Genomic DNA, 24,469 nt, shown 5'->3' on the forward strand with positions numbered 1-24,469 from the left:
ATTCAAGTAAGCCTGTTGGAATTTCTGCTCGTCTCCATATAATGCTAAATGGCTATAACTATACTGAGGGGAGTGTGGTGGGTATGTATCTAAACAAGCTGACAGCACTTATCGCACTGGCGTTATCGACCAGCGCCACCGCGCAGGTCTACGAGCTCAACTTCACTGACACCAATGCGAAGTCAGTTGTGAAGGCCCCGACCGCGACTTGGTTCAACCCAACTGACTCGGTGATCGTCACCGCCATCTCTGGGCTGGACCGCAAGATCAAGCTGGAACTCATCAAGGGCACGACCGTTGAGCAGAGCCAAACCTCATCGCTCATCACGCTCGCCAACCGTATCGTCGCATCCGATGGCTCCGAGTTTTATGGCACCAAGTTCACGCTGACCCGGCCAGCTGATGGCAATTACACGCTTCGCTCTACCGTGCTCGACATCAAAGGGGTGGTCGTCACCACCAACAGCTACACGTTCAACGTCGATACCGTGGGCCCGTCCACGCCCAATGCGTTCAAGTTCACCATGGGGGCGGGAACCGGCGGCTCGATTGATGTGTTTGGCACCGACCAAGCAGGCAACGCACTTACCCTCGACGGTCTGACCGATGCAGGCAGTGGTATAGATGGCGACAAGGTCACCTACTTCACCATTGATGCGGGTGGGGTGAGGCGCGAGAAGGCGACTGCGATCAGCTCTTCCTACCCGGCTACCTGGAACCAGAAGTGTAAGTGGGCAGCGGCGTCCGATGTCGCTCCGGTACAGGGCTTCTACACCTGGGGGTTGGTGCTCGCGGATCGTGCAGGGAACCTCAGCACGTTCCAGCGCCAGTCCTCGATGGACAACGTAATCCCGCCCTGGTCGATCGAGGTGTGGAACTCACAGACCAGCCAGTGGGTCGCCTTCGCTAGCGCCGTCAGCTATGAGAATCCGGTACGTTTTCGGATGAAAGTAGACAAGACGAAGCACGTTAGTTTCAACGGCACCAGCTTTGGCATTGCCACCAATCCCACTTCGACAGATGCCAATTTTGCCTACTACGAGTACACGGTGCTTATACCGCAGGGCTCGGCAAAATACTGGCGGTTAACCACCAAGGCAGGCCATTTCACAGACTATAACGCGACAAGTCTGAGCAAGGTTCCGCTTGGCGGCAGCGCCGTGCCGGGGCCGCAAGAGATTAGTTTCCAGTACGGCCTGGTGGGGCAGCCCCTCACTACCGGAAACACGCTGCGTTTCGCGGCTCCATTCACCATTGACCGGTTATCGGTGAACGTTGCTGCCCGTACCTACCCGCAACGGGCTGTGGTGGGCAGTAGCAACTGCACTATCCCAGCGGGGAGCACCAACTGCGTCTTGAACCCAAACATCGGTCAGACGGCAGGCCGAGCGTATTCGCTCTATACCCGAAAGTTAGAAAATGCCGACACGCCCTCGATGTACTATCAGGGCACCAACTTCTACGTTATTCACGATTTCAACGCGCCGACTATCGACTCGTTTTCGTTTGTCCCCGAGACCCGCAAGCTCATCATGCAGGTGACCGACAACGACCGGACCGACAACGACCGCCTTTCCGTTTGGGATACCCGCACGTTCAAAGCGACAGCCCTTAGCAGCAAGGGCCAGAGCTACACCTTGACCCAGACCCTCTATCGAGAGGAAACCTTCAAGAATAAATACGTCGAGTTCAGCACGGCCAGCTTGCCCGATGGGCTCTACACCTTCACGGGTCAGGCCATTGATACCGATGGCCATGTTGCCAGCCAAGACCTGCCTGCCACCCTGATCGACGGTGAGGCTCCTGTCCTCACCATGACGACCGTCAGCGGTGGCGCGGTGACCTCGATTGAGACGCTAAAGGACGTTCGGATCGGCCTGACTGATAACGTCGATGACGAGCCGATGATCACCAGCCTGACCCTCAAGGGCGGGCCCATCAACGATAACCTGCAACTCGGCTTCTCCAAGGTGTCTGACGGCTACCAGCCCGAAGTGCCCCGGATGTTCCCCTCACTGGAAGCGGGGCAAGAGTACACCCTGAAAGTGGATGCCAGGGACACTCAGGGTAACAAGGCCTCCCTGTCGAAAGTCATTTCATTGACCCCGCAGAACATGGTCGGGTCAAACCCCATCAACATGCTCTCCGTGGCGAAGTCCTTGCTGGACAAGCACGACCAGCCGCTTGGCGTGGTCAAGTTCAAGGGTTCGCTGACTGACGGCGGCACCCAGTCTCGCGGTCTCCAGGCAGGCTTTATCACCCTGCGTCGTGACTCGAATTTCTCTGTGATGTTTAACGGCGATTTGGTTGCCCCAGGGGAAACCAAGGACATCGTCATTCCGCTCAACGAAGTGGGCGAAGCCGAGCTGCCGGTATGGCCTGCAAACCCAGGTGTGAACGGGAAGGCTTCATTCATGCTCGACATCCCCCAACTGACTGCCAACTAAGGACGCAGCATGAGACACAGTCGGAGACTGAAAAAGATTGCGTTGGCTATCGGATTGCTCTGCACCGGCACCCTTGCCCAGGCACAGGTCTACGAATTGTCCTTCGTGGACACGCTGGGGGCGACCAAGGTCAGAAAGCCCACCGCTACCTGGTACAACCCGGCATCGCAGCTGGTGGTGACCACCATCAGTGGGCTGGATCGGATGGTCAAGCTTGAACTGATTAAGGGGACGACAGTTGTTGAGACCCAGACCTCGCCGCTCATCACGCTCGCAAACCGGATCGTTGCTTCTGATGCCAGCGAGTTTTACGGGGTCAAGTTCAGCCTTACCCCGCCCGCTGATGGCAACTACACGCTGCGTACCACCGTGCTCGACATCAACGGCACCCCCGTATCGAGCAACAACTACACGTTCAACGTGGACACAGTTGCGCCAACCGCCGCCCCGATCATTTCTCAAAACAGCGGGTATAGCCAGGTTACGACCGGTGCTGAATGGAAACTGGGGCTTGGTAACTCCGGCTATGAATACTTCTTCCTGAACTCGGTGGCTGATAGCAGTGGCGTCGCCAGCGGCAAATACATCGTCTACCGGCAGGATGGGACTATCTACAAGAGCGTGGATGTGCCGTTCACCTCCGCCACCAACTCGTTCACCTACGCCATTGAGAACAGCTTCCCCAATTCGAATTTGCAGGAGGTCTTCAAGATTGGCTTCGACGTTACTGACCTTGCTGGCAACGTCTTTATCAGTCCTCGTCAGGGGGTGCGCTACGACAACATGCTGGGTACACCGTCCCAGCCGTTCGGTGTCTACGATCCGACCTCTAGCAACGTGCTCGGCCCCGGGCTTGATGGCTTCGTGCCTTACGTGTCTGGGATGACGGTGAAGACCAACCCGATCCGGCTGGCCTACCGGATCCCGGTGAGTGACTACGGTGGATATTACGAGTGGGGCACCCGACTCCTGAATGGAGGCGGCGAGAACATCAAGGTGGGTGAGGACGCGAACTACGTCTACATCACCATGTCCGCTCCCTTTGGCCTCAAGGACATCAACACCATCCGCTGGACCACCTTTGGCCAGTGGGGTTATGGCTATTTCGATTACAACCTGGTGCAGGATGCCACTGCCCCTGTCACCCCCGCAATGTCCTCCGTGCAGTATGAGTACAGCGACATCGGCTGGTCCGATTGGGCACGTAACGTGCTGAACGACGCTCTGCCGGTCACCATCACCGGTTACCGGGTTACCGCAAAGGCCCGCACCTACGACCAGACGTTTTCCCATCGCGGTGGTACATGCGTCATCCCGGCAGGAGACACCACCTGTACCATCACCGCCAACAAGGTGCTGAATAAGGGGACTGCGGGTGGCATACATGATCAGGCAAACCTGAAAAATCCCGGCGGCACCCTCTGGTCGAATCCGGGCTGGGCTGATGTGTACTGGAACGATCTTTACTACCCCCAAGTCACACCGGAGTTCAATGACAGCACCAAGATCCTGAAACTGCTCATCAAGCTGCCAGGCTACGGTGGTAGTGGCGGACGGATCAATCTGAGCTCACTCACCCTGGAGAGCAAGGGGGTGAAGGTCACTCCAACCGGCGGCAAAATTGCGCAAAGCGGCGGGGATTTCACCTACCAATACGACTTGGCCACCCTGCCAGAGGCGACCTATGACCTCGCTGTGGTAGCGAAGGAGACGTTTGGCCCGACCACAAAACTGGATCTGTTCCATTTTGTCTCCGACCGCACTGCTCCCACCCTCGCAATGACCTACAAGGGTGGCGCTGTCCCAACGGGCGTCGAAACCATCAAAGATCTTCGGGTGCAGATCGCCGACACGGTCGACACCCACCCGCAAATCACTCGCATGACCCTCAAGGGCGGCCCGATCAATGACGCGCTGGATTTGGGCTTCTCCCAGCTGGCCGACGGGTACGCACCCGAGGTACCCCGGATGTTCCCGACACTGGAAGCCGGGCAGTCCTACACCCTGAAAGTCGATGCCCAGGATAGCCAAGGGAACAAGACGAGCCTGACTAAAGTCTTCTCGCTCAGTCCCCAGAACATGGTGAGCGCAGACCCCGTCAACATGATGTCGGTCTCGAAGTCCTTGATGGACGCCAACGACAAACCCCTCGCGCTGGTGAAATTCAAAGGCAGTTTGACCGACGGCGGCACCCAGTCACGCGGACCCCAGACCGGGTACATCACCCTGCGCCGCGACGCCAATTTCTCGGTGATGTTCAACGGCACCCAGATTGCCCCAGGCGAGACCAAAGACATCGTTATCCCACTCGACCAAACCGGTGAGGCAAATCTGCCGGTATGGCCAGCCGAGCCCGGCGTCGACGGAAAGGCGTCGTTCATGATCGACATCCCCCAAGTTGTCGCGGTCAGTGAGTAAGGAAGACCAGATGAAGCTGAAAACACAAGTGACAAGGATTGCGCTGGCGGTTGGGGTGCTCTGTTTGGCCAGCGTTGCCCAGGCTCAGATCTACGAAATGTCATACACGGACACCAACGGAGCCTTGCAGGTCAAGGGCCCTGCGGTGACCTGGTACAGCACCAACAGCGATGTGGTGGTGACGGCCATTTCCGGGCTTGACCGCAAAGTGAAGCTGGAACTGGTGAAGGGGACCACGGTGGTTCAAAGCCAGACCTCGGGGCTTATCACGGTTGCAAACCGGATCACCGCCGCCGATGGCAAGGAGTTCTATGGCACCAAGTTCACCCTGACCCGACCGGCGGACGGGAACTACACCCTGCGCTCTACCGTGCTGGACATCAACAATGCTGTGGTGACAGCCACTAACTACACCTTCAACGTCGATACCGTGGGGCCCTATTCGACGCAGGCCTTCTCCTTCACGGTAGGTGGGGGTACAGGTGGTTCGGTGGCGGTGTTTGGCCCGGATTCGGGTGGGAACTCCATCAACCTCAATGGCATTGTGGATGATGGCAGTGGCGTAGCCTCCGCGACCTATTACACCATCGACTCAGCCGGGACCAAGCGCGAGAAGGCGACAACACTCACCTCCACGACGCCAGCAAACTGGAACGTCAAAGCGAACTGGGCTTCTGCGAGCAACGTAACCCCGACTCAGGGGCTTTACACCATTGGCCTAGCTATGACCGATGTGGCAGGCAACATCGGGAAAAAAGAGAACCAGAGCTATATCGACCCGATCCTGCCACCGCTGGTATCGGAGATCTGGAACTCATCCACCGGGCTGTGGCAACCGCTGGCCGGAGCCGTCAGCTACGAGAACCCGGTGAAGGTTAGGGTCAAGATCCCCAAGACCGACCATGTGAACTTCAATGGCACCAACTACGGCTTCGTGCAGTCGCCGCACAGTACCGATGCCACCTATGCCTACTACCAATACACGGCGTCAGCGCCCTCGTCCTATGGCTACTGGCGCTTTACCACCAAGGCTGGCCTCTATCGCGATGTCCAAACGTCGGTCGTGAATAGCGTCACCCTGCTTGGCAGTGCAGCCCCCGGACCGGCCTACACCAACATGCAGTACGGGGTGGTGGGCAAGGCCATGGTCAACTCAGGCTGGGTACGCTTTAGTGTGCCAACGACCGTCGATCGCGTGACGGTGAATGTGGCCGCCCGTTCCTATCCACAAAAAATCACGGTCAACAACGCCAACTGTGTCGTGCCGATTGACGGAACCACCTGCACGATGGACCCGCTGGTGAGTTACACCACTGGGCGCGGGTACATCCCGTACACCATCAACATCACCAACACGGTCAATACCTCGCAGAGCGTGAACGTGGGGTATTTCTACACCTATTGGGATTTCAACCCGCCTGTCATAGACGACTTCACCTATACCTCCGACGCCCGCAAGCTCTTCTTGTACGTCACGGACAATGACCGCACCGATAACTGGCAGTTAAGCGCGTGGGATACCCGCGATTTCACGGTCAAGGCCACCAATAGCGCGAACCAAGTGTTCACCATGCCGCTGATCACCTCCAGAGACGAGAGCTACAAGAACAAGTACGCAGAGTTCAACACCGCCTCGTTGGCCGAAGGGGTGTACGACTTCACGGCGACCGCGACTGACACCTACGGCAACGCCGCGACAAGAACGCTCTCCGGGGTGGTGGTTGACTCGACTGGCCCGAGTATCAGCGTGACCAACAAGGGCGGCTCGATGACCAGCGTGGAAACCATCAAGGATTTCCGCGTGTCCTTGGAGGACAGCGTCGACCCGGAGCCGGTCATCACCTCGATGAGCCTGGTGGGTGGCCCCATCAATGACAAGCTGCTGCTGGGTTACTCCAAGCTCTCCGACGGATGGCAACCCGAAGTACCCCGGATGTTCCCCACCCTCAAGCCGGGCCAGGAATACACCTTCAAGGTGGAGGCCAAGGACTTCCAGGGCAACAAATCCACGTACAGCAAGACCTTCTCGTTGACCCAACAGAACCTTGTCGAAGCGGACGGGGTCAGTGTGATGGCGGTCTCGAAGTCCCTCATGGACTCCCACGATCAACCCCTCGGGATGGTTGAGTTCAAAGCTGCCTTGACGGACGGCGGCACCCAAAGCCGTGGGCCACAAGCTGGGTACATCACCCTGCGTAGCGATGCGGCCTTTGGCGTGATTTTTAACGGCCAGCCAGTGCAACCCGGTGAAACCAAGGATGTGGTGATCCCGCTCGATGTGGAAGGGATGGCGAAACTGCCGGTGTGGCCAGCGACATCTGGAACCAATGGCGTAGCGAGTTACATGATCGACATCCCCCAACTGGTCGCCAACTAAGGAGCAAAGATGAGCATGAATTTGAACCTGACAAAACTGGCGGCGGCCATTGGATTGCTCTGTAGCGCGAGCTTTGCCCACGCTCAAGTTTACGAATTGTCGTATACGGACCCTTACTCAGCCGTGAAAGTGCAGAAGCCGTCCGTGAAGTTTATCAACCCCGCTTCGGGGCTGACGGTAACGGCCATTTCTGGCCTTGACCGCAAGGTGAGACTGGAACTTATCAAGGGCACCACCGTAGTCCAGAGCCAGACCTCCCCGCTGATCACGGTCGCCAACCGGATTGTGGCCTCCGATAGCAACGAGTTTTACGGCACCAAATTCACCGTCAGCGACCCGGGCGATGGCAACTACATCCTGCGCTCTACCATCCTCGACATCTCCGGGGTGGTGGTTGCTACCACCGACTATCCGCTGATGCTGGACCGCGTTGCGCCTACCTCTAACCCTATCGCCGTGCAAAATAGCACCGGCTACAGTCAGGTATCGAGCGGGCCGGAGTGGAAGTTGGGGACGGGCGGATCCGAGACCCCCGACATCCTGATCACCGGCCTGTCCGATAGCAGTGGTATCGCTAGCGGAAAATTCGTGGTCTATCGGGAGAGTGGCGCGGTCTACAAGAGCGTGGCGCTCAGCTACAACGCGAGCTCGAACAGCTTTGCCTATCCGAAAAATTCCACGTTCCCGAGTTCGAACCTGGATGAGTTGTTCAAGCTCCAGTTTGAAGTGACAGACCTCGCGGGCAACGTCTACAAGACCCCGTTGCAAGGGGCCCGCTGGGATAACATCGCCAACCCGCCGGGTGTGTTCGGTGTGTATAACCCGAACACCAGCTCCACGCTGGCCCCAGGCCTGACCGGTTTCGACCCCTATGTGAGCGGCATGACCGTCATGACCAACCCGATCCGGCTAGCCTATCGGCTTGCTCGCACCAACTATGCCGGTTACGTCCAATCGGGGATCAACTTGACGAACGGGGTGGGGGAAGTCACCAAAGTCGGTGAGGATGCCGACTATGTCTACCTGACCATGACGACGCCCTTTGGTTTTACCGATGGCAACTACGTGCGTTGGGTCAACTTTGGTTCTTGGGCTGGTGGCAACATCGGCTACAACCTGGTGCTCTCTCCCAGTGCGGCGCAAACCCCGGTGATGAGCAAAGTCGAGTATCTGTACAGTGACATTGGCTGGGCCAGCTGGAACCGCTGGGATGTTCAAAATGACCTGCTGCCCATCACGATCACTCAGGAGCGGGTCACCGTTCAAGCGCGGCCCTACGATCAGAAGTGGTCTCACCACGCGACCTGTACCATTCCGGCGGGCCAAACGTCCTGTACCAACAACTGGACCGCCACCATGGCGCTGGGCACCACCGGTTACCTGCATGACGGGGCCATGTTGACCAACGTGGACGGCAGTCTCAGGGGAAATCCAGGCTGGGCCAACGTCACCTGGAACGACAGACATTACCCCGCCATCGCCACTGAGTACGATGCCGCTACCAAGTCCCTCAAGTTGATGATCAACCAGCCTGGACGGGGATCCTACTTCGACCATCTTCGACTCAAAGATGTGTGGCTGGAGGGCAATGGTGTGAAGGTGACCCCGACTGGCGGCAAGATTGCCGAAAGTGGTCCCGACTACACCTATCAGTACAACCTCGCCTCGCTGCCAGAAGGTGTCTACAACAACCTCGCTGTGTTTGCGCTGGAGATGCACGGCCCGAAAACCAAGGTCAGTCTCTTTGACTTCACCTCCGACCGTACCCCGCCCACATTGACGATGAGCTACAAAGGCGGCGCAGTACCCGCTGGGGTTGAAACCATCAAAGATCTGCGCGTGAAGGTCACCGACACGGTGGACACCAAGCCGCAGATCACCCGCATGACGCTCAAGGGCGGCCCGATCAATGACGCGCTGGATCTGGGGTTTACCCTGCAAGGCGGTGAATACGCACCCGAGGTGCCCCGGATGTTCCCGACACTGGAAGCCGGGCAAACCTACACGCTGAAAGTTGAGGCTCAGGACAACCAGAGCAACAAATCGAGCCTGACCCAAACCCTCTCGTTGTCCCCCCAGAACATGGTGAGCGCAGACCCCGTCAACATGATGTCGGTCTCGAAGTCCTTGATGGACGCCAACGACAAACCCCTCGCGCTGGTGAAGTTCAGAGGCAGCCTGACAGACGGGGGTTCGCAGTCACGCGGCCCGCAGTCCGGCTACATCACGCTGCGTCGTGATTCGAACTTCTCCGTGATGTTCAACGGCACCCTGATCGCCCCCGGCGAAACCAAGGACATCGTGATCCCGTTGGACACCGCAGGCGAGGCGAGTCTGCCGGTGTGGCCAGCCGAGCCCGGCGTGAATGGTAAAGCGAGCTACATGATTGATATTCCTCAAGTTGTGACAGTCGACGAATAAGGAAGGACTAGATGAAGATGAATAAAACAAAAATTGCCGTAGTGGTCAGTGCGGTCCTCGCACAACCAGCCTTCGCTGCTTCGATGACTGTGACAGGCGAGATCAACACCACCACCCCGACCGTGCAGGTGACGCCCAAAGGGACACTCTACGAGGGGGTCAAGGAGTCTGAGATCAAGCTCTCCTCGAACAACGAGGGCTGCCGCGTGGTCTACAAAGAGTCCGCGCTGGAAACCCTGCAACCGGGGGTATTGGGCTGCTACCTGGTGATCGACCCCGCTGATTTGCCGGTAGGGATCGAGTTCGACCCAGGCCAAGCCAGGCTGATTGGCACCACTGCCCAAAGCGGGCAAAAGGCAGTGCCCTATAAGCTCTTCTACAAATCCGGTAGTGCTGGCACCCCGGAGGAAGTTGGCTCTGGCGTGCTGCCGTTCCTGATCACCCCGACCCTGCCGCCGGTCATCACCAACATCTTCGGTCGCTTTGACGAGCCGGTGTGGGATCTGGGCAAAGAGCCCTCCGTTCATCGCCGCTCGACCTCTGGCCAGCTCAAGTTCATGGTGGAGCCGCGCCCGTTTGACCAGCGGATCGTGATCAGCGACTTCTCGAACTGCGTGGTGAAGGAGGGGGAAGACAACTGCGTGGCGGTGAACAATTCCATGCAGAACATTCTGGGTGAGAGTGAGACGGGCAACAAGCCGATGCTGGTGTCCGCCAACTCCACCAACAACTACTTTGCGCCAGTGAACGATCAGGTTGCTCTGTCCTGGGACTTTAGGCCGCCGCTGGTGGGCGCGAACGTGCAGGGTAATACCGAATCGCCGCTCCAAACCATCGAGACCACCGAAGGGGTGCAAGATGTGCCGTATTCGACCATCGCGGTCATCGTCAACTCGCCCCACAATGACCAGACCAAGAGCTGGTGGCACCCAGCCACCCTCAAGATGGTGCTGACGCCCGACCCAGAATCGCCGCGCAAGATCTATCTGTCCTACAAGAGTCGGCAACTGCTGAGTGTCGCGGGCACCACCCACGACAACACCACCGTGGCGGCCACGCCAGTAGGCAAATACATCGTTACCGGCCCGCAGCAGTTCCGGTACAACTTCGACATGAACACCATCAAGGATGGTGACTTCCTGGTGAAGATGGAGGTAACCGACCAGTACGGCAACACCAGCACCTCGGACGCCAGGCCCATCCGTCTGGACCGCTATGGCCCGCAAGTCGGCCTGTATGGGCCCGACCTGTCTGCTGTGGCCGATGGCGAAGTGGTGTTCTTCCCCGAACGCCTGACGGTCGCCTCCTACAACGGGTATACCGGCGGCGTGGTCGAGACGAAGGCCACCCTGGGCGGCGTTGAGTTGCCGTTGTCCCCCACGGACACTGAGGGTGTGTTCACCGTTGGCAAAACCGACCTCTCTGCCCTGACCTCGGGTGAATCCTACCCGCTGATCGTGACTGCCAAGGACAAGGCCGATCGGGTCACCACCAAGACCTACCAGGTCCGCTATGCCGCGACCGCGCTTAGCCTCTCACCGACTCCGGCCAACCCTGTACAGTTTGTGCAGCGGGTGTCCGTGAAGGTCGACAACACCGGCTACAACTGCCCCATTAACTACACCCAGGAGCAGGCCGCAGAGATGGCGGCGACCTACAACAAGATTGCCTGCTATGCCGAGTGGGATCTGCCACCGGGCATGGAAGCGACCGTGAGCGTTCTGGGTAACGTTGTGCTCGAAGGCTTCGTGGACGACACCGTGGGCCGTATCGGCTACACGCTCCACGCGGTAAGCCCCGAAGGGTATGTTATGGAGGTCACCAAGGGCTCCGTGGATCTGAAACCCACGCCTGCCACCGAACCTGTCATCTCCTTCCAGGGACGGCGCAAGCAGGGCGATGATGGCCTGATGATCGACATTAATGGCGGGGTGGCCGGTAGTGCAATCGTCAACTCGTCGCCGGGCGATCTGGATCTGACCGTGAACATTCCGGGTGTGGGTGAGACGACCAACTCCATCCGTATGCGCCCGCGTCCGACTGGCGGGGACTCCAAGACCTCCGCAATCATCAAGGTGCCGAAGGGCGACATCTGGACCGTCTACCCGGTCGAGATCAAGGCCAAGTATTCTCGTACCAATGAGCTGTCCGCTACCAAGGAAGGCAAGGTTTATATCGTGCCGTCCAAGAACTTGAAGATAAACATGAGCGGGATGGATCGGGAGTCGGTGGATAACGAAACCTCCACGATCTCCTCGTCCATCGGGGAGTTCGACAGCAAGACCAAGCAGATCAACTACCGCCAGAACGAGCACGGCGAGTGGAACATGCGCTTGATGCAGGTCGTCACCAGCTACAAGGACGGCAATCAGTCCAAGACCTTTGTCCCGCTCACCGACATTAAGAAGACCGATGCCGAAGGCAAGGTGGATCTGGTGTTCGACCCGAGCAAGGCAGAAGGCCGGTCCATCACCTACGTGACCGAGGGTGAGGTTATTTCGCCCTTTGCCCAGTTCAAGCTCAAGATTGTCTCTGCCAAACGCCACCTGAACCTCATCAAGGGGGTAGGGGTGGATGGTACGCCCAACGTGACCGAAATCGTTGACCAGGTGCCGATGAAGGCGACCATCAAGGTCAAGCCGGATTCCGAGCAAGATAAGGATGCGCTAGGCGAGGTGGAGTGGCAGATCCGCAGCGGCGATTCCGGTGCATGGGTGCCTGCACCCGAAGCAACGGGCCGCTTGAGCTACGTGTTCACCACCGAGGAGCCGGGCAAATGGCAGGTGCGGGCCATCCTGCACAACCGCTTGACCAACGTCACCAACCCGACCGACATCACCACCCTGGTTGCCTATGCCAAACCTGACATCCAGCTGGTGCAGAAGAAGATCGTCCTCAAGGGACAACCAATCCCGCTGGAAGTGACCGGCAGCCATGGCGCTGAGATCGATGATGCGCTCAACGTGCAATGGTCCACCGATGGCAAGCACTGGGAAGATGGTGATCGGGAAACGGAAATGATGGTCGCACCCGACAGCAACTATCTCTATGCCCGTGCTGAGTTCGCCAACAGTCAATCGGAGGCGGAAGCCAGCAGTTGGGTGACCACCAAGATCATGCCGAAGGTGCTGACACCGGCGCAAGTGCGGGCCAGCGTGACCGGTCCCGATAAGGTCGAGATCAACAAGCCGTTCACCCTGACAGGCTCGTACAAGAACGATTACCAGCTGGTCGAAGGCGTCAAGTATCAGGAAGAGTGGGTGCTGCCGGATGGTACCGTTCGCAGCGGGCACGATGTTGTCTACACGCCGACCGAAGATGGCAAGACCCTGCCGTTCACCTACCGTGTCTGGCTCGACGGCTACAAGGAGACCACCGTCAAGGAAGTCGTGAAGGAGGTCGATACCTGGGCCTACTACTTCCCGACCTTCTACAGCGGCCAGCGCCAGTATTTCAAACTGGCCCCGACCACTATCGAGGTGCGCAACACCACTAAACTCCCGTCGTTCCCGGGCGTGGTGTACGACATCAAGGTTACGCACGGGGAGGGTGTGACCGATGTGAGCTTTGACAAGGAGAAGGGCCGCTATGTCGGTACCATCAACGAGCCAGGCATTCACAGCGTCTTCATTACCCTGAGCGATAACCGGGGCAACTCAGAGACCCAAGAGCATCTGTTTGCCGTCGATGAGTCCGAACCCATGCAGGCGAAGATCACCCCGAGCTACAGCAACAAGTTCATGCGGGCCCCGCTGTCGGTGAACATGAGCAGTAGCATCGAGCTGGATCACCCCTCTGACAACCTCAAGGAGTTCAGCTGGGTGCTCGATGGCGTGCTGGTCAAGGACACAATGCGCCGTCAGCTGTTCGCCAACCTGCCCGAAGGTGACCACACCATCGAGTTCAAGGCGCTCAGTGACTTCGGCCAGCGTGCGCTGGTGAGCCACGACTTCACCGTGCTCAAGAACAAGCCAGCCGAGTGTGACTTGCAGCAGAGCGACACGACCACTTCATGGCGCGTGAAGATGTCCTGCGTGGACACCGATGGCCGTATCGTGGCCTATCGCTGGAAGATCGACGGCGAGACCATCGGCAACACCAGCTATGCAATCTCGCTGACCAAGGCGTTGAACCCTGGCTCGCACGAGATTGAGGCGGTGGCTATCGACGACTCCGGTGACGAAACCAAAGATTCGACCACGCTTACCGGGCAGTGATATGAGTGAATTGCGGGCCGGGGTGACCTGGCCCGTAGGAGGAATAGATGGACGCAGTGCTTGATGATTGCATGGAGGTAGGCCCCGCCTATCTGCACGAACAGCCCCGCCGACATCCTCTGCTTTGCCAGTTCGATGCGGGGGTGCAAGAGTTTGAGGGAGCGTTTCGCCGCCGCTGTCGTGGGCGAACACCAGTGGGGGAACTGCTCGCTCTGGGGGCGGTGAGGCAGTGCTACTGGCTACTGTTGGCGGAAGGGGCAACAACTCAAGCAACGGAAATTGCCAACTGGTGGTATAACAACGCTGCCGTACATGGCCTCGGTCAGCATATCTGATCGAGTACAGCTGGTTATCTTTGACGACTTAACCACCTGCTTTGCCCTCGGTCACCCCGAGGGCTCTTTTCAGGTGCTTTCCTACTCACCTTCATTCCCTCGCTCGCAACGCGCAACAAACCGACCACAGGTGACACATGACCAACTCTGTCGACGCTAAAAAAGAATTTTTGGGGTATTTCCCTGTTGCCCTCTCAGATAACCTGGTTGACCCGCGTCACCCTCATTGCGAGCCCTACAATCGTTTGTTGCGCCTGGTGCAACCGCTTATTGTCGAATACAACAATTCGTTAAGCCCGATGCAGGACATAGTGGGCTTCATCCTCAAGCGCAGTCAAAAAGACTTGCCCTGTGGTCGCCTTCGCACCATCTACGGTTTTGACTTTGATTTTGCGGGATTGAAGGTTCCTGACAGCCCGATCAGCAAACTGGTGGAAGGGATTGCCGCAGCGATAATGAGCTTCACGGTGACCAAACTGACGGTGCGCGACATCCAGGACGGTGTCGAGTTCGATCTGAGTGGGTGGCAACTAGACGCCGACTGCACCGACCCCGAAGAGCTTGAAGAGTTTGAAGAGTTTGAATAAATGTCTGGCCACACTGGTCATCGCGGGCAGAGAACGCGCTAGTCGACAGCCCTAATGCCGCTAGCGCCTTGATGGTTTCCTCCAGGGACGCGCGGGTTGCCGGACCAGAACGCAACCCCCAAAGCCAACCCCCTTGCTGTTGTCCTCAAAGGACGATGAGCCTAGTCGTCGTACTCATCCCAACGAGCGGCTTGTTCATGTGGGATGAAAATAAAGTGTCATCCCCGAAAATAGAGTTTCATCCTTGAAAATAAAGTCTCACCCTAACTTTCCGTGAACACTGCTTAGGGCCTGCTGGTATGATCACCAGGAGGCCCTTTTCTTTCTCTCCCAGTCCACCGCCGAGAACCGGCACTAAACAGAGAGAGCCCCCATGTACTACCACCCAAAACCTGCCGCCAGTCATGCCGCCGCCCTTCGCCCTGGACAGCTTCGCCATGTGATCCGTGTTGCCTCGATAACAGGCCGCCAGCCCATCCGTGATGTGATGCTGCTCTGGGTGACCCATTCAACCGGTGTGCGCGTCACCGAGCTGGCCAGCATCGAGATCCGCGATCTGCTGCACCAATCAGGACAGATGCGCGAGGAGGTCTATCTGCGGGCCGCTATCACGAAGCACAGCAGGCCCAGAACCATCTACCTGACCCACCCCAAGACAATCGCCGCCGTTGAGGCGTGGCTCGCCTACCGCCGCGAACGTGGCTGGGGTCTGTCATCCGATCCAGAGTACCGAGGATTTCGCCCTGATGAGCGCCTTGTGCTGACCCACAAGGGCCGCGCCTTTGAGTTGGCCCGCAAGGTTCGCCAGCTCAACACCGGCCCCATTGAGTACCGGTGCTGTGATGCGCTCCAGCAGCTGATGAGCAGGCTATACCGGCAGGCGGGTATCAAGGGTGGCAGCAGCCACTCAGGCCGCCGAACACTGGCGGCCAAGGTGCTGGCCAATACCGGACGGGTCGAACTGGTGCAGCTGCTGCTGGGCCATGCCGATCCAGACCATGTTTGGCCTTACTTGGATGTGAGAAAAGAGGTGATCAGAATCGCATTTGAAGTTGCCATATAGCGGCATATGCTTGACATATGCTACGGGCGGACATAGATTACATATGTCAGACATATGCAGGAGGATTTATGCGTACTGTATCAATTTTCAAGAATGGTAAAAATCAGGCGGTCAGACTGCCAAAAGATATGGAGTTTCAGGGGGTTAATGACCTTGAAATTATCAAAAATGGCGACACGATCACGTTGCGCCCAGCCCGCCCAGATTGGTTGTCCCTGGCAGAATGTCAGAAGGTGGATGCTGATTTCTTGCAAGAACGTACCGATGTGATCAGCGATGAAGGACGGTTCGCCCTGTGAAGACGTTTATGCTCGATACCTGCATTTGCTCCTTCATCATGCGCGAAATGCCAAAGTCAGTTCTTGAGCGGCTGGCCGCAGAGGTGGCCAGCGGCAATCGGATTGTGATCTCGGCCATCACCTACGCCGAAATGCGTTATGGCCAGATCGGCAAGAAGGCTTCTCCGAAGCTGGGGCCAGCCATTGATGAGTTTGTTCGTCGCCTCGATGGGATCTTGCCATGGGACGCTGCCACGGTCGATAAGACGCTCGAAGTGCGCCAGCAGTTGGCAGCATTGGGCACTCCGATCGGCAATAACGATGCAGCCATTGCCGCCCACGCCCTGACGGTTGGCTGTGTACTGGTGACCAACAATACCCGCGAGTTTTCCCGAGTGGCGGGGCTGCTCTATGAAGACTGGGTTCACTGAGTTTGTAGAGGAAAAAAGTCCAACCATCCGGAATTTCCGGATGGTTGGGGATTGTTCAGTACATTAGAGGGAAATAATGGGTTAGCCCGAAATGCAAAAGGGCATTGGGTAGCAACCCACATGGGCCAGCGCGTAACCTTCACAGAACAGCGCTTCGGTGATGCTGCCGAGTTACTTGCCCGCCGCGTCCTGCTGGCTATGCAGGCTGGTACATACGACGAGTTGAGGGATAGCGCCCTGCTCAAGCAGAGTTACAGTCGAGAGCTGGCCGCCCAGATGTTGGGCATCCACGTAGGCGAGCTGAATGAATGGCTTCTGAGCGGTGTATTGCGCGGTCAGGAGATAACTCCCCCCCGCCCAGACAACCGGAGAGGGGCAGGGAAAATTAGCGGTTATGAACTGGCTATCGTGCAAGAGCGCATGAAGTCAGACTGAGTTAATTAAGGAAAAAAACGGGCGATGGCCAAGACCTACCACATCGAAAAATGGGGCTTGTTATGCTGGCGTGATGGGCTTCCCGTCTTCATTGGCGGGCGGGAGATCACCCCGCACGGGTACGTGTGGTGGTATCCTTGGAACTGGGTTCTGTTCCTGGTAGCCCTGCTGGTAGTCACCCCATATCGCAAGTTGCGCAAGAAATAGAGGAAAGAATGTACAATTACATCATTCTGGTTGGCAAAGGGATACCCGTAGCTGTTGACCTCTTGTCTGAGTCTGCATCCAGCGAAATAGCATCTCTACAGGAACAAGGATTCATTATCGCTTATGACTCTTGCCGAGCTGAAAGTATTGAACATGCATTGAAAACGTGGAAACAGCAAAGGGATGGCACCTATGGCTATGAACACATAATCACTTCTACAACCAACGTACTAGCACAAGATACCAGAGTCATCGAGGTAAAAGGGGTTACTACTGCGACAATTGTGGCCGGAATGAATTTTCTGAGAGACTTCATGGCCTCGATCCGAGACTTCACTGGTGGTAATTCAGGCACCTACATGTCAAAGCTCGATGACCTCAAAACTCAAGCATTGGTACAGCTAAGAAAGCAAGCTGACGAATTAGGCTGCAATGCTCTAATTGGTGTATCAATTGATGTTAACGAGATTTCTGGTGGCGGCAAATCGATGATGATGGTCACTGCAACCGGTACAGCAATCGTTGCGGAAAAAAGGCTCGATGAGAAATGATATGACATTTGGTGATTTGTATGAGCTTCAATGTAAGGTTTTTGAACCTGCAACAGCTGACTTTTCAATACATGAGCTGAAGGGGCTGCTAAACAGTCTGCTCAACAGCTTTCCTCATACAGTTGATGATAAAGGCAATAGACGTCCTTATAAACCAGGTATGGACGAGTCAATAATGTGGTTCAAATGCTATGACCACGTGATCACCCTAATGAATCTCAAGCGAGACGAATTAAAAAACAGAAGAACGTTTTGGATTTCAATTATCGCACTGGTTGTCTCAGTTGTGACCGCAGTTCTTCAGATTGCTTTCCTAGCAAGTTGATAGAGGAAAAACGGACTATGGAAAAGCGGGTGCTGATCCGGGTTTCTCCAGGATTATCCAAAGATGCCGGTACCGGCCTGTTTGAGGAAGAGGTCATCTATACCATCAAGCTCGGGGATGGCAAGGAGATCAGATACAAGACGGCCTACGAGCTGGGTTATATCGTCGGCTCTAATGGTCTGAATTTCGATAATCCCTATGACCCCATCAACACCGAAGTTGACGAGTTTGACGAAGGGTTATGGGCTGGGCGGGCAGCCAGAAAGGCTGGCCAGCAGGCTGGGCAACGTTGATAGAGGAAAAAAAGTACGATGGCAGCACGTTGGAGAAAAATGGACAACAAAACACTCACCATCGCCGTCCTGGCAATGGCGGTGGTCGGCCTAGCAGGCGCGACCGCCTATTACCAGCACCAGTCTACACAGACGTTGGAGGCGTTACAGGTTAATGCCCCCGCACAGATGGATGCAAAAGCACAGGCTGCCGCAAGCGGTGCTGAAAAAAACAAGCCCATATTGATTTTTGATTACTGCATTGCCGAGGGGAATGAGATAGACGACTTGGCATTGACTCGAATCCGCGCCTCTGTGCTTGAGATTGGAGCTAACAGTAAGCCTGATGATGAAAGCTACAAGGTAGCCAAGGAATGGCTAGAGGAAACGGTAGTGCCGATAGAGGCGGTTAAATCGGATGCCAATCCAGATATGGCTGAGAGCATAAAAACCTGCAACTTATACCGTAACCGCGGGAGCCTTTTTGTTTCAACCAGGAACTTCAATCTCCAGATCACCGGCCACTATTGAGTGCTATGGGGTTGCCGAGTACCACGGGACTGTCGATTTCATCTTTGTGAAGAAGGCGGGCTGTGTTCGGCCCAAGTAAGAGGAAAAACGCGATGCCTATTGGCTGGTCATTGAGAGAGTGCCCATGGTGCCGCCGACAGCCCAGTTTGCATCAAGATCAGGACGGGTCTTGGTATGTCGCCTGCACCTTTCATCAGTGCCCAGTTGCGCCACTGACTGCCGGTTACTCAAACCGGCACCTGGCGGCCAAGATGTGGAACTGTGAGGGGCTGCCGGATCTGATACCAGTCCCTGTCGGGAAGTAAGAGGAAAAACGACGATGACTCCACAACAACAAGCCAGCGCATGGCTTCTCAATTGCGCGATTTTGGATACGGAAACTACTGGGCTATATGACGACGCCGAGATCGTCGAGATCAGCATCATCGACGAAAATGGTGGTGTCCTGCTGGATACCCTCGTCAAGCCCCTCAAGCCGATTCCGGCAGAGGCAACCGCCATCCACGGCATCACCAATGAAATGGTGGCCACGGCCCCGACATGGGCCGCCATCCATGAGCAGGTGGCCAAGATTGTCGCCAGCAAACCGCTGGTGATTTATAACGCCGATTACGATCTGCGTTTGATGGCTCAAACCGCCGTGCAATACGGGCTCACTCCGATAGGGACAGAGGCAGGCTGCGCCATGCTGACCTATGCCGAGCACTATGGCGAATGGAACGAGTACAAAGGTACGTACCGCTGGCAGAAGCTGACCAACGCCGCTGCCCAGCAAGGAGTGGTTATCGACGGCAAGGCGCACCGCGCCCTTGCTGATGTGAAGATGACGCTCGGGGTGATCAAGGCTATGGCTGGACTTAGTTCTAAGGAAGGTGCGAATAAGTCATATGGCACGAGAGCATTTACTGGTAACCCATTGATATTAAATGACTAAAATTTCATTTTTTGTTCTTGGGATACTTGTTCGCACTGTCCTTAGTTAAAAACAGGACAGATATTTTCCAAACAACTGAAAGATCCAGCCCTGGTTCAGAGTCAAAGGTTTTATATGTCAGAGCCAAGTAAATTATTCCTAATCGGGTAGCCGGGGGTTTCCACCCCCGCACCACTTACCAATAAGCAAGAGAATATGGAGCTGCTATGTATATTCCGGCCAATCTTGATACTACTCAGTTTCAAGATGATAACCTGCTGAAAAAAACAAGGTTCTGGTTGCCAATCGCATTAGCGATCTTCTTGGTGCTTCTCCGCATGGAAAACAATACTGCTTTCACGCCAATTGTCGATCGGTGGGCTATTTTGTTGTCAGCTTACTGGCCCGCACTGGCCGACTGGATGTCGCGCTCGGCATTTCCTCCTATCACCGGCTTATGGTTCTCACTGTTAGCCATTTTGTTTCCCTATTATGTTTTCCTTTTTTCATGCCACAAACCATACGCAGATAAAATGGTTAACAAATGGCTTTGCGCTGGCGTGAAGCGTCATTTATATCCGCTACTGCTAGTTGTCCTGGTGGGTTGTTTTACTGCGTTAGCTATCTGGGTCGCGCTACCAGAAGAGACGCAATGTCGATATGACTGTGTGCATAAGGTTGTCATTATTCAAATGATATATGGATCCTGTCTGCTGCTCTCCAATTGTTACTTATGGAGCATGGTGTTTTTTTGGCTTAAAAACTTCAACGTGATCCACTTAAACCACACCTGATTGTCCCCCGGGAATTTAACCTCTTAGTCAGAGGGAAAACGGATGAATATTATATTGATGCTTTTTATTTCGCTTGGCAGCGAATTAGAGTCTCTTTGCAGTCCCACCATGGCCTCATCCGGGTAGTCTTGATCGTGTTTTGGGAGTGGCTGCCAGCGTGGTTTAAGCGACTCACGGAACCACGCTGACACTTCATGTCTCATATGGCTAAGGTCATCCTCGCCATCCTTGAGCCCGTGGTTGATCACCCAGGTCGTCATCGTATCCAGAGGCGGCATCAACTCCACCATCCGGTCGTCTTCCAGCGAAAATGCTGGGTCGAATTGCCTTAGCTCAGCCTCGTCAGCCTTGAAACAGTGCCATATCGCCCGGATCAGCGCGTTGCGTTGCGCCCGGTGACAGAACACAGCGGCGGAAAAAAGGTCATTTTCCAACACGCTACGCACGGCGAACCAGTGCTCGTTAGCGTGCGAAGCACCGGCGATACTGATCAACGAGCGGCCATTGGTGACATCTAGCCCTTCGTTCAGCACCTCGGCTACTTCCCACAAAAACGCATTGGAGAGGTCGCCAAGCGACTCCATATCAATATCCATTTCAATTTCCATACAAATCCTCCGTCTTGGTGCCATGACCATACAAATCGGGAAGCGCAAACGCCTGCAAATGCAGCCAGTGATCCAGAGGAATATCGCTCCAGTCACAGACCGGCATCCGTCATTCTGCTCGATGTGCGTTGATTTCCATCCCCAGCCCCGCTAGGCCACTCCTCTCGCCGCCCCTCTACCGCCTTCCTTCGTTGCTAAATCATGCCGTACCTAATATGATTGAAGCTATCCCATCAGGACACTTACAGGCGTATAACGAATGCGGGCACCAAGCTACTACCGGATACGCGATCTCAGCGTGCTGGCCATCATCGGGGTGGTCAGTGTCTTGTTGTTCAAGAGCTTTTTCATCATTGGGATGCCGACCTCCCAGTTCAGCGGGTGCCTGTCGCAGAAGATTTTCCTGGTCAGTAAATCGGAGCGTCAGGTTGTCCGTGGAGGAATGTATGCGGTGAACCTCGACCGGGATCTGCGCATTGCCAAAAGCGGCTCGAAGCTCATCAAGATTGTCGCGGCCAAGGGCGGAGACACGGTGCGGGTGGAAGACAACGGCGTGTGGGTGAACGAGAAGATATTCCTGCCGGTCCCGCTGCAAGGGATTGCAGGCCGTCTCCAGATCGACTTAGCCAGCCTCAAAAAGACCATCACGGTTCCGGCCAACGAGCTGTTTCTCGTGGGCAATACCGACAAATCCTATGACTCTCGCTTTTGGGGCACGATAGATGAAAAAAACGTTCTTGGTCGCGCTGTTACTCTGTGGTGATGCACTGGCAACACAGTCAGCGTCATCTGTTACCCCCCCAGTCGATGTCGACGCCATTGCGCGTGAAATGGCCATCAAGGCAAAGGCCATACAGCAGCAGGCTAGACAAGATCCCGCTTTGACGGCGGTAGCCCAGCAAGCTGAGCAGATCACCGATGAGCAGCAGGCCGCCGCTCAAGCTCTCACCAACGACGCCATGAAGAAGGCTGCCAGCTCCCAGACGGCGGCCCAGATCGGCAAGGTGTTTGGGGACATGAAGCAAAGCGATCTGGTGGCGGTGCTGGGAGGTGACAAGGCCGCCAAGAACGACAAGCCCGAAGCAATGGCGCTTGGCCAGGGGATGATGTTCCTCTCGAAGTCCATGCCGGACAAAGACCTCATGGCGTCCCTGGAGGTAGCGGCCAAGTTCTCGATGCCGGTCTCGTTCATCGGCCTGCTCAAGGGCTCGGGCACCATCACCAACACCGCCAAGAAGCTGCGCGGACTGGCTCAGCAGGCGGGCATGTCTGAGGACCGCGAGCCGCAGGTGCTCCTCAACCCGATCGCCTTTGAGAAGTACGCGATCACCGTGGTGCCGACCATCATCCGCGACATGGGCGATGGCACGTTTCATCGCCTCGAAGGCTCCATCAACGTCAACTATTTCCTCGACGCCGTGGCTCAGCAGGAAGGGGCGGATCGCCTGAACCAGCGGGTGGGGCCCATCTGGCAGATCGAAGAGATCAGCCTCGTGGACGAGATGAAGAAGCGCATGGAGGCCATTGACTGGGAGGCCAAGAAGACAGCGGCAGTCCAACGCTTCTGGGGCAACCAGCGGATGTACTCATTACCCCCGGCAAGCAAGAACGAGCAGTGGAAGATTGATCCGACCGTGCGGGTGGTGAAGGACATGGTGGACCCCAAGGGCAACGTGCTCGCCAAGGCCGGAACTGTCATCAACCCGCTGGCCCAGGCGTATGCGCCGCTGCGCATGATCGTAATCAACCCGCAGTCTCAGCAGGAGCTTGAGTGGGCCAAGTCCTACCGCGAAGCGCATGTGTTTCAGGGCCAGACCATGGTGCTCGCCACGGATTACAGCCGCGAGCAGGGGTGGGATGTCATGAGCCGGGCCAACGACTACTTGCAGACCCGCACCCGCTTGGTACCCAAAGAGCTGGTGGACCGATTCCACCTCAAAGCCACTCCCACTGTCATTGAGACGGTGGGCACCTTGTTTGCGGTGCAGCAGTACGCCATCGACACGCCAAAGGAACCTCAGCAATGAAAATGCTATTGATCGCCATCGGTTTTTTGGCGGGGGTGGTGTTTGCCAACAACTACCCCACGAAATCGGCAGAGATCGCCCATTGGGTGGAAACCAATAAGTTCATGGTGGGGTTGATGCGATGAGGCGCTGGCTGATCGGCTCGCTGTTTACGCTGATGGCCCTGACAGCCTATGCCGCCGAGCCCGGCAAGGATTTCAATTTGGACTGCGAAGACGGCAAGATCCTGACCGGCATCATCGACAAGATCTGCTGGTCCTGTGTTCTGCCGATGCGGATCATGGGGGTGGGCCCCAAACCGGCTGGGGCCGCGGCCAGCAAGCCAATCTGCATGTGCAGGGATAGCAACGGCGTCCCCGAGTTTGGCTGGCAGCTGGGCTACTTTCAGCCTGCTCGGGTAGAAGAGGTAGTTAAAACCCCTTGGTGCAGCCCCTTCTTGGGCGGCATCAAATTGCAGAACAGCGCCTTTGAGGTGGGACGCGATAAGGCGTCAGACCACACCGATAAGCCGCAGAATGTGTTCATGGATTCGCACTACTTCTCCTATCCCATCTTCCAGCTGCTCAACCTGCTGATGATCCCCAGCTGTGCCGGTGACATGCACCAGGACATCGATCTCCTGAACATGACGGAAATCGACCCGCTCTGGAGCAACGACTTGCTGACCTTCGTCCTCAATCCCGAGTCGGTCGTGTTTGCCAACCCCCTCGCGCTGGCCTGGTGCATGGCTGACTGTGTCGCCACCACCCTCAAGTCCGAATCCGAGTCCAACTACTTTTGCGCCGGGTGTGACGGGTTGATCTACCCCCATACCGGCAACATTCATGGCATCACCGATCCGGTCCAGAACTCCAGCCTGCTACTCCAGCGGCAGCTGGCAGCCCTTCATCGCCGGGGGCTTGCTGAAAAGACCATGGGGGAGGAGGAGATGTGCGGCACCACCTACAGCTACTTCATCCCACGCTCGCAGTATCGGGTGTCGATGCTCTACCCCGTGCCTGAGTCAGCGCGTTCCCGCCCACTGTTCGACCCCCCGAAACAATCGTCGGGTGGTTCCAGCAGCCCAACCAGCTTTGTGCCCTCTGACGACTGCTGCCACCGGCTCGGTGAGTCCGTGCATCAGTGGTCGACGCTCAAGGGCGGGCGATCACGACCGGGCAAGGAGAACTATGTGTATCTCATTTGGCGCTACGTGGACTGCTGTGTGCCAATGCAAAGTATGTAACGAAAAG

The 24,469-nt window shown here is 56.5% G+C and carries 23 protein-coding genes; 22 read left to right on the top strand and 1 reads right to left on the bottom strand.

The genetic code is table 11. The features are described from left to right. The first annotated feature begins 83 nt into the window (after positions 1-83). From PG892_RS10280 to PG892_RS10365, 18 genes are all read left to right on the top strand, one after another. Entirely contained in the window at positions 84-2,447 is a 2,364-nt protein-coding gene (locus PG892_RS10280; RefSeq protein WP_160836958.1) for an Ig-like domain-containing protein, read from the top strand. Positions 2,448-2,456: 9 nt separating this feature from the next. After that, positions 2,457-4,865 (top strand): Ig-like domain-containing protein, encoded by a 2,409-nt coding sequence (locus PG892_RS10285; RefSeq protein ID WP_270825388.1) that lies wholly within the window; start codon positions 2,457-2,459, stop codon positions 4,863-4,865. A 10-nt stretch (positions 4,866-4,875) separates the two neighbouring features. Continuing rightward, positions 4,876-7,242, top strand: a complete 2,367-nt coding sequence (locus PG892_RS10290; RefSeq protein ID WP_101617496.1) for an Ig-like domain-containing protein — start codon at positions 4,876-4,878, stop codon at positions 7,240-7,242. A 9-nt stretch (positions 7,243-7,251) separates the two neighbouring features. Beyond that, positions 7,252-9,663, top strand: a complete 2,412-nt coding sequence (locus PG892_RS10295) for an Ig-like domain-containing protein (protein WP_101617498.1) — start codon at positions 7,252-7,254, stop codon at positions 9,661-9,663. A gap of 83 nt (positions 9,664-9,746) precedes the next feature. Next, positions 9,747-13,880: an Ig-like domain-containing protein gene (locus PG892_RS10300; protein ID WP_160836954.1), complete on the top strand. Its 4,134-nt coding sequence runs from the start codon at positions 9,747-9,749 to the stop codon at positions 13,878-13,880. A 47-nt stretch (positions 13,881-13,927) separates the two neighbouring features. Continuing rightward, positions 13,928-14,215 (top strand): hypothetical protein, encoded by a 288-nt coding sequence (locus PG892_RS10305; protein WP_101617501.1) that lies wholly within the window; start codon positions 13,928-13,930, stop codon positions 14,213-14,215. Positions 14,216-14,352: 137 nt separating this feature from the next. Beyond that, positions 14,353-14,802: a hypothetical protein gene (locus tag PG892_RS10310; RefSeq protein WP_101617503.1), complete on the top strand. Its 450-nt coding sequence runs from the start codon at positions 14,353-14,355 to the stop codon at positions 14,800-14,802. A gap of 373 nt (positions 14,803-15,175) precedes the next feature. Beyond that, complete coding sequence (locus PG892_RS10315) at positions 15,176-15,865, top strand: site-specific integrase (RefSeq protein ID WP_270682061.1); 690 nt, start codon at positions 15,176-15,178, stop codon at positions 15,863-15,865. A 68-nt stretch (positions 15,866-15,933) separates the two neighbouring features. Continuing rightward, positions 15,934-16,164: a type II toxin-antitoxin system VapB family antitoxin gene (gene vapB / locus PG892_RS10320; RefSeq protein WP_270682062.1), complete on the top strand. Its 231-nt coding sequence runs from the start codon at positions 15,934-15,936 to the stop codon at positions 16,162-16,164. After that, the gene (locus PG892_RS10325) at positions 16,161-16,574 is read left to right on the top strand and encodes a type II toxin-antitoxin system VapC family toxin (RefSeq protein WP_270682064.1); all 414 of its coding nucleotides are present in this window, start codon (positions 16,161-16,163) and stop codon (positions 16,572-16,574) included. The genes vapB and PG892_RS10325 overlap by 4 nt, the downstream gene beginning before the upstream one ends. A 120-nt stretch (positions 16,575-16,694) precedes the next feature. After that, the gene (locus PG892_RS10330) at positions 16,695-17,009 is read left to right on the top strand and encodes a hypothetical protein (RefSeq protein ID WP_101617517.1); all 315 of its coding nucleotides are present in this window, start codon (positions 16,695-16,697) and stop codon (positions 17,007-17,009) included. A gap of 24 nt (positions 17,010-17,033) precedes the next feature. Continuing rightward, entirely contained in the window at positions 17,034-17,216 is a 183-nt protein-coding gene (locus PG892_RS10335; RefSeq protein WP_101617519.1) for a hypothetical protein, read from the top strand. Positions 17,217-17,224: 8 nt separating this feature from the next. Next, on the top strand, positions 17,225-17,767 hold the full coding sequence (locus tag PG892_RS10340) for a YbjQ family protein (protein WP_160836952.1): 543 nt from the start codon (positions 17,225-17,227) through the stop codon (positions 17,765-17,767). A gap of 1 nt (position 17,768) precedes the next feature. Next, positions 17,769-18,092 (top strand): hypothetical protein, encoded by a 324-nt coding sequence (locus PG892_RS10345; protein WP_101618249.1) that lies wholly within the window; start codon positions 17,769-17,771, stop codon positions 18,090-18,092. A gap of 17 nt (positions 18,093-18,109) precedes the next feature. After that, positions 18,110-18,385, top strand: a complete 276-nt coding sequence (locus PG892_RS10350; RefSeq protein WP_101618251.1) for a hypothetical protein — start codon at positions 18,110-18,112, stop codon at positions 18,383-18,385. 18 nt (positions 18,386-18,403) lie between these two features. Beyond that, complete coding sequence (locus tag PG892_RS10355; RefSeq protein WP_148248228.1) at positions 18,404-18,895, top strand: hypothetical protein; 492 nt, start codon at positions 18,404-18,406, stop codon at positions 18,893-18,895. 319 nt (positions 18,896-19,214) lie between these two features. Then, on the top strand, positions 19,215-19,829 hold the full coding sequence (locus PG892_RS10360; protein ID WP_101618265.1) for a 3'-5' exonuclease: 615 nt from the start codon (positions 19,215-19,217) through the stop codon (positions 19,827-19,829). A gap of 206 nt (positions 19,830-20,035) precedes the next feature. Next, positions 20,036-20,602 (top strand): hypothetical protein, encoded by a 567-nt coding sequence (locus tag PG892_RS10365; protein WP_160836950.1) that lies wholly within the window; start codon positions 20,036-20,038, stop codon positions 20,600-20,602. A gap of 23 nt (positions 20,603-20,625) precedes the next feature. Here PG892_RS10365 and PG892_RS10370 read toward each other — a convergent pair whose 3' ends face one another. Further along, positions 20,626-21,210 carry a DUF6988 family protein gene (locus tag PG892_RS10370; protein WP_270825389.1) on the bottom strand — a complete coding sequence of 195 codons (585 nt, stop codon included), beginning with the start codon at positions 21,208-21,210 and terminating at the stop codon, positions 20,626-20,628. Between the two features lie 259 nt (positions 21,211-21,469). Here PG892_RS10370 and lepB point away from each other — a divergent pair, with 259 nt between their 5' ends. The 4 genes from lepB to PG892_RS10390 all read left to right on the top strand — a co-directional run bounded on the left by lepB (position 21,470) and on the right by PG892_RS10390 (position 24,462). Beyond that, positions 21,470-21,973 (top strand): signal peptidase I, encoded by a 504-nt coding sequence (lepB, locus tag PG892_RS10375; RefSeq protein ID WP_160838637.1) that lies wholly within the window; start codon positions 21,470-21,472, stop codon positions 21,971-21,973. A gap of 118 nt (positions 21,974-22,091) precedes the next feature. After that, positions 22,092-23,237 carry a TrbC family F-type conjugative pilus assembly protein gene (locus PG892_RS10380; RefSeq protein WP_162540846.1) on the top strand — a complete coding sequence of 382 codons (1,146 nt, stop codon included), beginning with the start codon at positions 22,092-22,094 and terminating at the stop codon, positions 23,235-23,237. Next, the gene (locus PG892_RS10385; protein ID WP_263685339.1) at positions 23,234-23,362 is read left to right on the top strand and encodes a hypothetical protein; all 129 of its coding nucleotides are present in this window, start codon (positions 23,234-23,236) and stop codon (positions 23,360-23,362) included. Before PG892_RS10380 ends, PG892_RS10385 begins: the two co-directional genes overlap by 4 nt. Continuing rightward, positions 23,359-24,462, top strand: coding sequence for a TraU family protein (locus tag PG892_RS10390; RefSeq protein WP_160838633.1), 1,104 nt, complete (start codon positions 23,359-23,361; stop codon positions 24,460-24,462). The genes PG892_RS10385 and PG892_RS10390 overlap by 4 nt, the downstream gene beginning before the upstream one ends. Positions 24,463-24,469: the final 7 nt, after the last annotated feature.

Source organism: Aeromonas sp. QDB68, assembly GCF_027707405.1.
Classification (GTDB): domain Bacteria; phylum Pseudomonadota; class Gammaproteobacteria; order Enterobacterales; family Aeromonadaceae; genus Aeromonas; species Aeromonas caviae.

What these genes read in the sequence shown, in the direction of transcription:
- PG892_RS10295 (WP_101617498.1), top strand. Translation starts at nt 7,252, where the DNA reads ATGAGCATGAATTTGAACCTGACAAAACTGGCGGCGGCCATTGGATTG.
- PG892_RS10390 (WP_160838633.1), top strand. Translation starts at nt 23,359, where the DNA reads ATGAGGCGCTGGCTGATCGGCTCGCTGTTTACGCTGATGGCCCTGACA.
- PG892_RS10350 (WP_101618251.1), top strand. Translation starts at nt 18,110, where the DNA reads ATGGAAAAGCGGGTGCTGATCCGGGTTTCTCCAGGATTATCCAAAGAT.
- PG892_RS10360 (WP_101618265.1), top strand. Translation starts at nt 19,215, where the DNA reads ATGACTCCACAACAACAAGCCAGCGCATGGCTTCTCAATTGCGCGATT.
- PG892_RS10385 (WP_263685339.1), top strand. Translation starts at nt 23,234, where the DNA reads ATGAAAATGCTATTGATCGCCATCGGTTTTTTGGCGGGGGTGGTGTTT.
- PG892_RS10345 (WP_101618249.1), top strand. Translation starts at nt 17,769, where the DNA reads ATGACATTTGGTGATTTGTATGAGCTTCAATGTAAGGTTTTTGAACCT.
- PG892_RS10280 (WP_160836958.1), top strand. Translation starts at nt 84, where the DNA reads ATGTATCTAAACAAGCTGACAGCACTTATCGCACTGGCGTTATCGACC.
- PG892_RS10285 (WP_270825388.1), top strand. Translation starts at nt 2,457, where the DNA reads ATGAGACACAGTCGGAGACTGAAAAAGATTGCGTTGGCTATCGGATTG.
- PG892_RS10310 (WP_101617503.1), top strand. Translation starts at nt 14,353, where the DNA reads ATGACCAACTCTGTCGACGCTAAAAAAGAATTTTTGGGGTATTTCCCT.
- PG892_RS10305 (WP_101617501.1), top strand. Translation starts at nt 13,928, where the DNA reads ATGGACGCAGTGCTTGATGATTGCATGGAGGTAGGCCCCGCCTATCTG.
- PG892_RS10300 (WP_160836954.1), top strand. Translation starts at nt 9,747, where the DNA reads ATGACTGTGACAGGCGAGATCAACACCACCACCCCGACCGTGCAGGTG.
- PG892_RS10355 (WP_148248228.1), top strand. Translation starts at nt 18,404, where the DNA reads ATGGCAGCACGTTGGAGAAAAATGGACAACAAAACACTCACCATCGCC.
- PG892_RS10330 (WP_101617517.1), top strand. Translation starts at nt 16,695, where the DNA reads ATGGGCCAGCGCGTAACCTTCACAGAACAGCGCTTCGGTGATGCTGCC.
- PG892_RS10365 (WP_160836950.1), top strand. Translation starts at nt 20,036, where the DNA reads ATGTATATTCCGGCCAATCTTGATACTACTCAGTTTCAAGATGATAAC.
- lepB (WP_160838637.1), top strand. Translation starts at nt 21,470, where the DNA reads ATGCGGGCACCAAGCTACTACCGGATACGCGATCTCAGCGTGCTGGCC.
- vapB (WP_270682062.1), top strand. Translation starts at nt 15,934, where the DNA reads ATGCGTACTGTATCAATTTTCAAGAATGGTAAAAATCAGGCGGTCAGA.
- PG892_RS10335 (WP_101617519.1), top strand. Translation starts at nt 17,034, where the DNA reads ATGGCCAAGACCTACCACATCGAAAAATGGGGCTTGTTATGCTGGCGT.
- PG892_RS10340 (WP_160836952.1), top strand. Translation starts at nt 17,225, where the DNA reads ATGTACAATTACATCATTCTGGTTGGCAAAGGGATACCCGTAGCTGTT.
- PG892_RS10315 (WP_270682061.1), top strand. Translation starts at nt 15,176, where the DNA reads ATGTACTACCACCCAAAACCTGCCGCCAGTCATGCCGCCGCCCTTCGC.
- PG892_RS10370 (WP_270825389.1), bottom strand. Translation starts at nt 21,210, where the DNA reads ATGGAAATTGAAATGGATATTGATATGGAGTCGCTTGGCGACCTCTCC.
- PG892_RS10290 (WP_101617496.1), top strand. Translation starts at nt 4,876, where the DNA reads ATGAAGCTGAAAACACAAGTGACAAGGATTGCGCTGGCGGTTGGGGTG.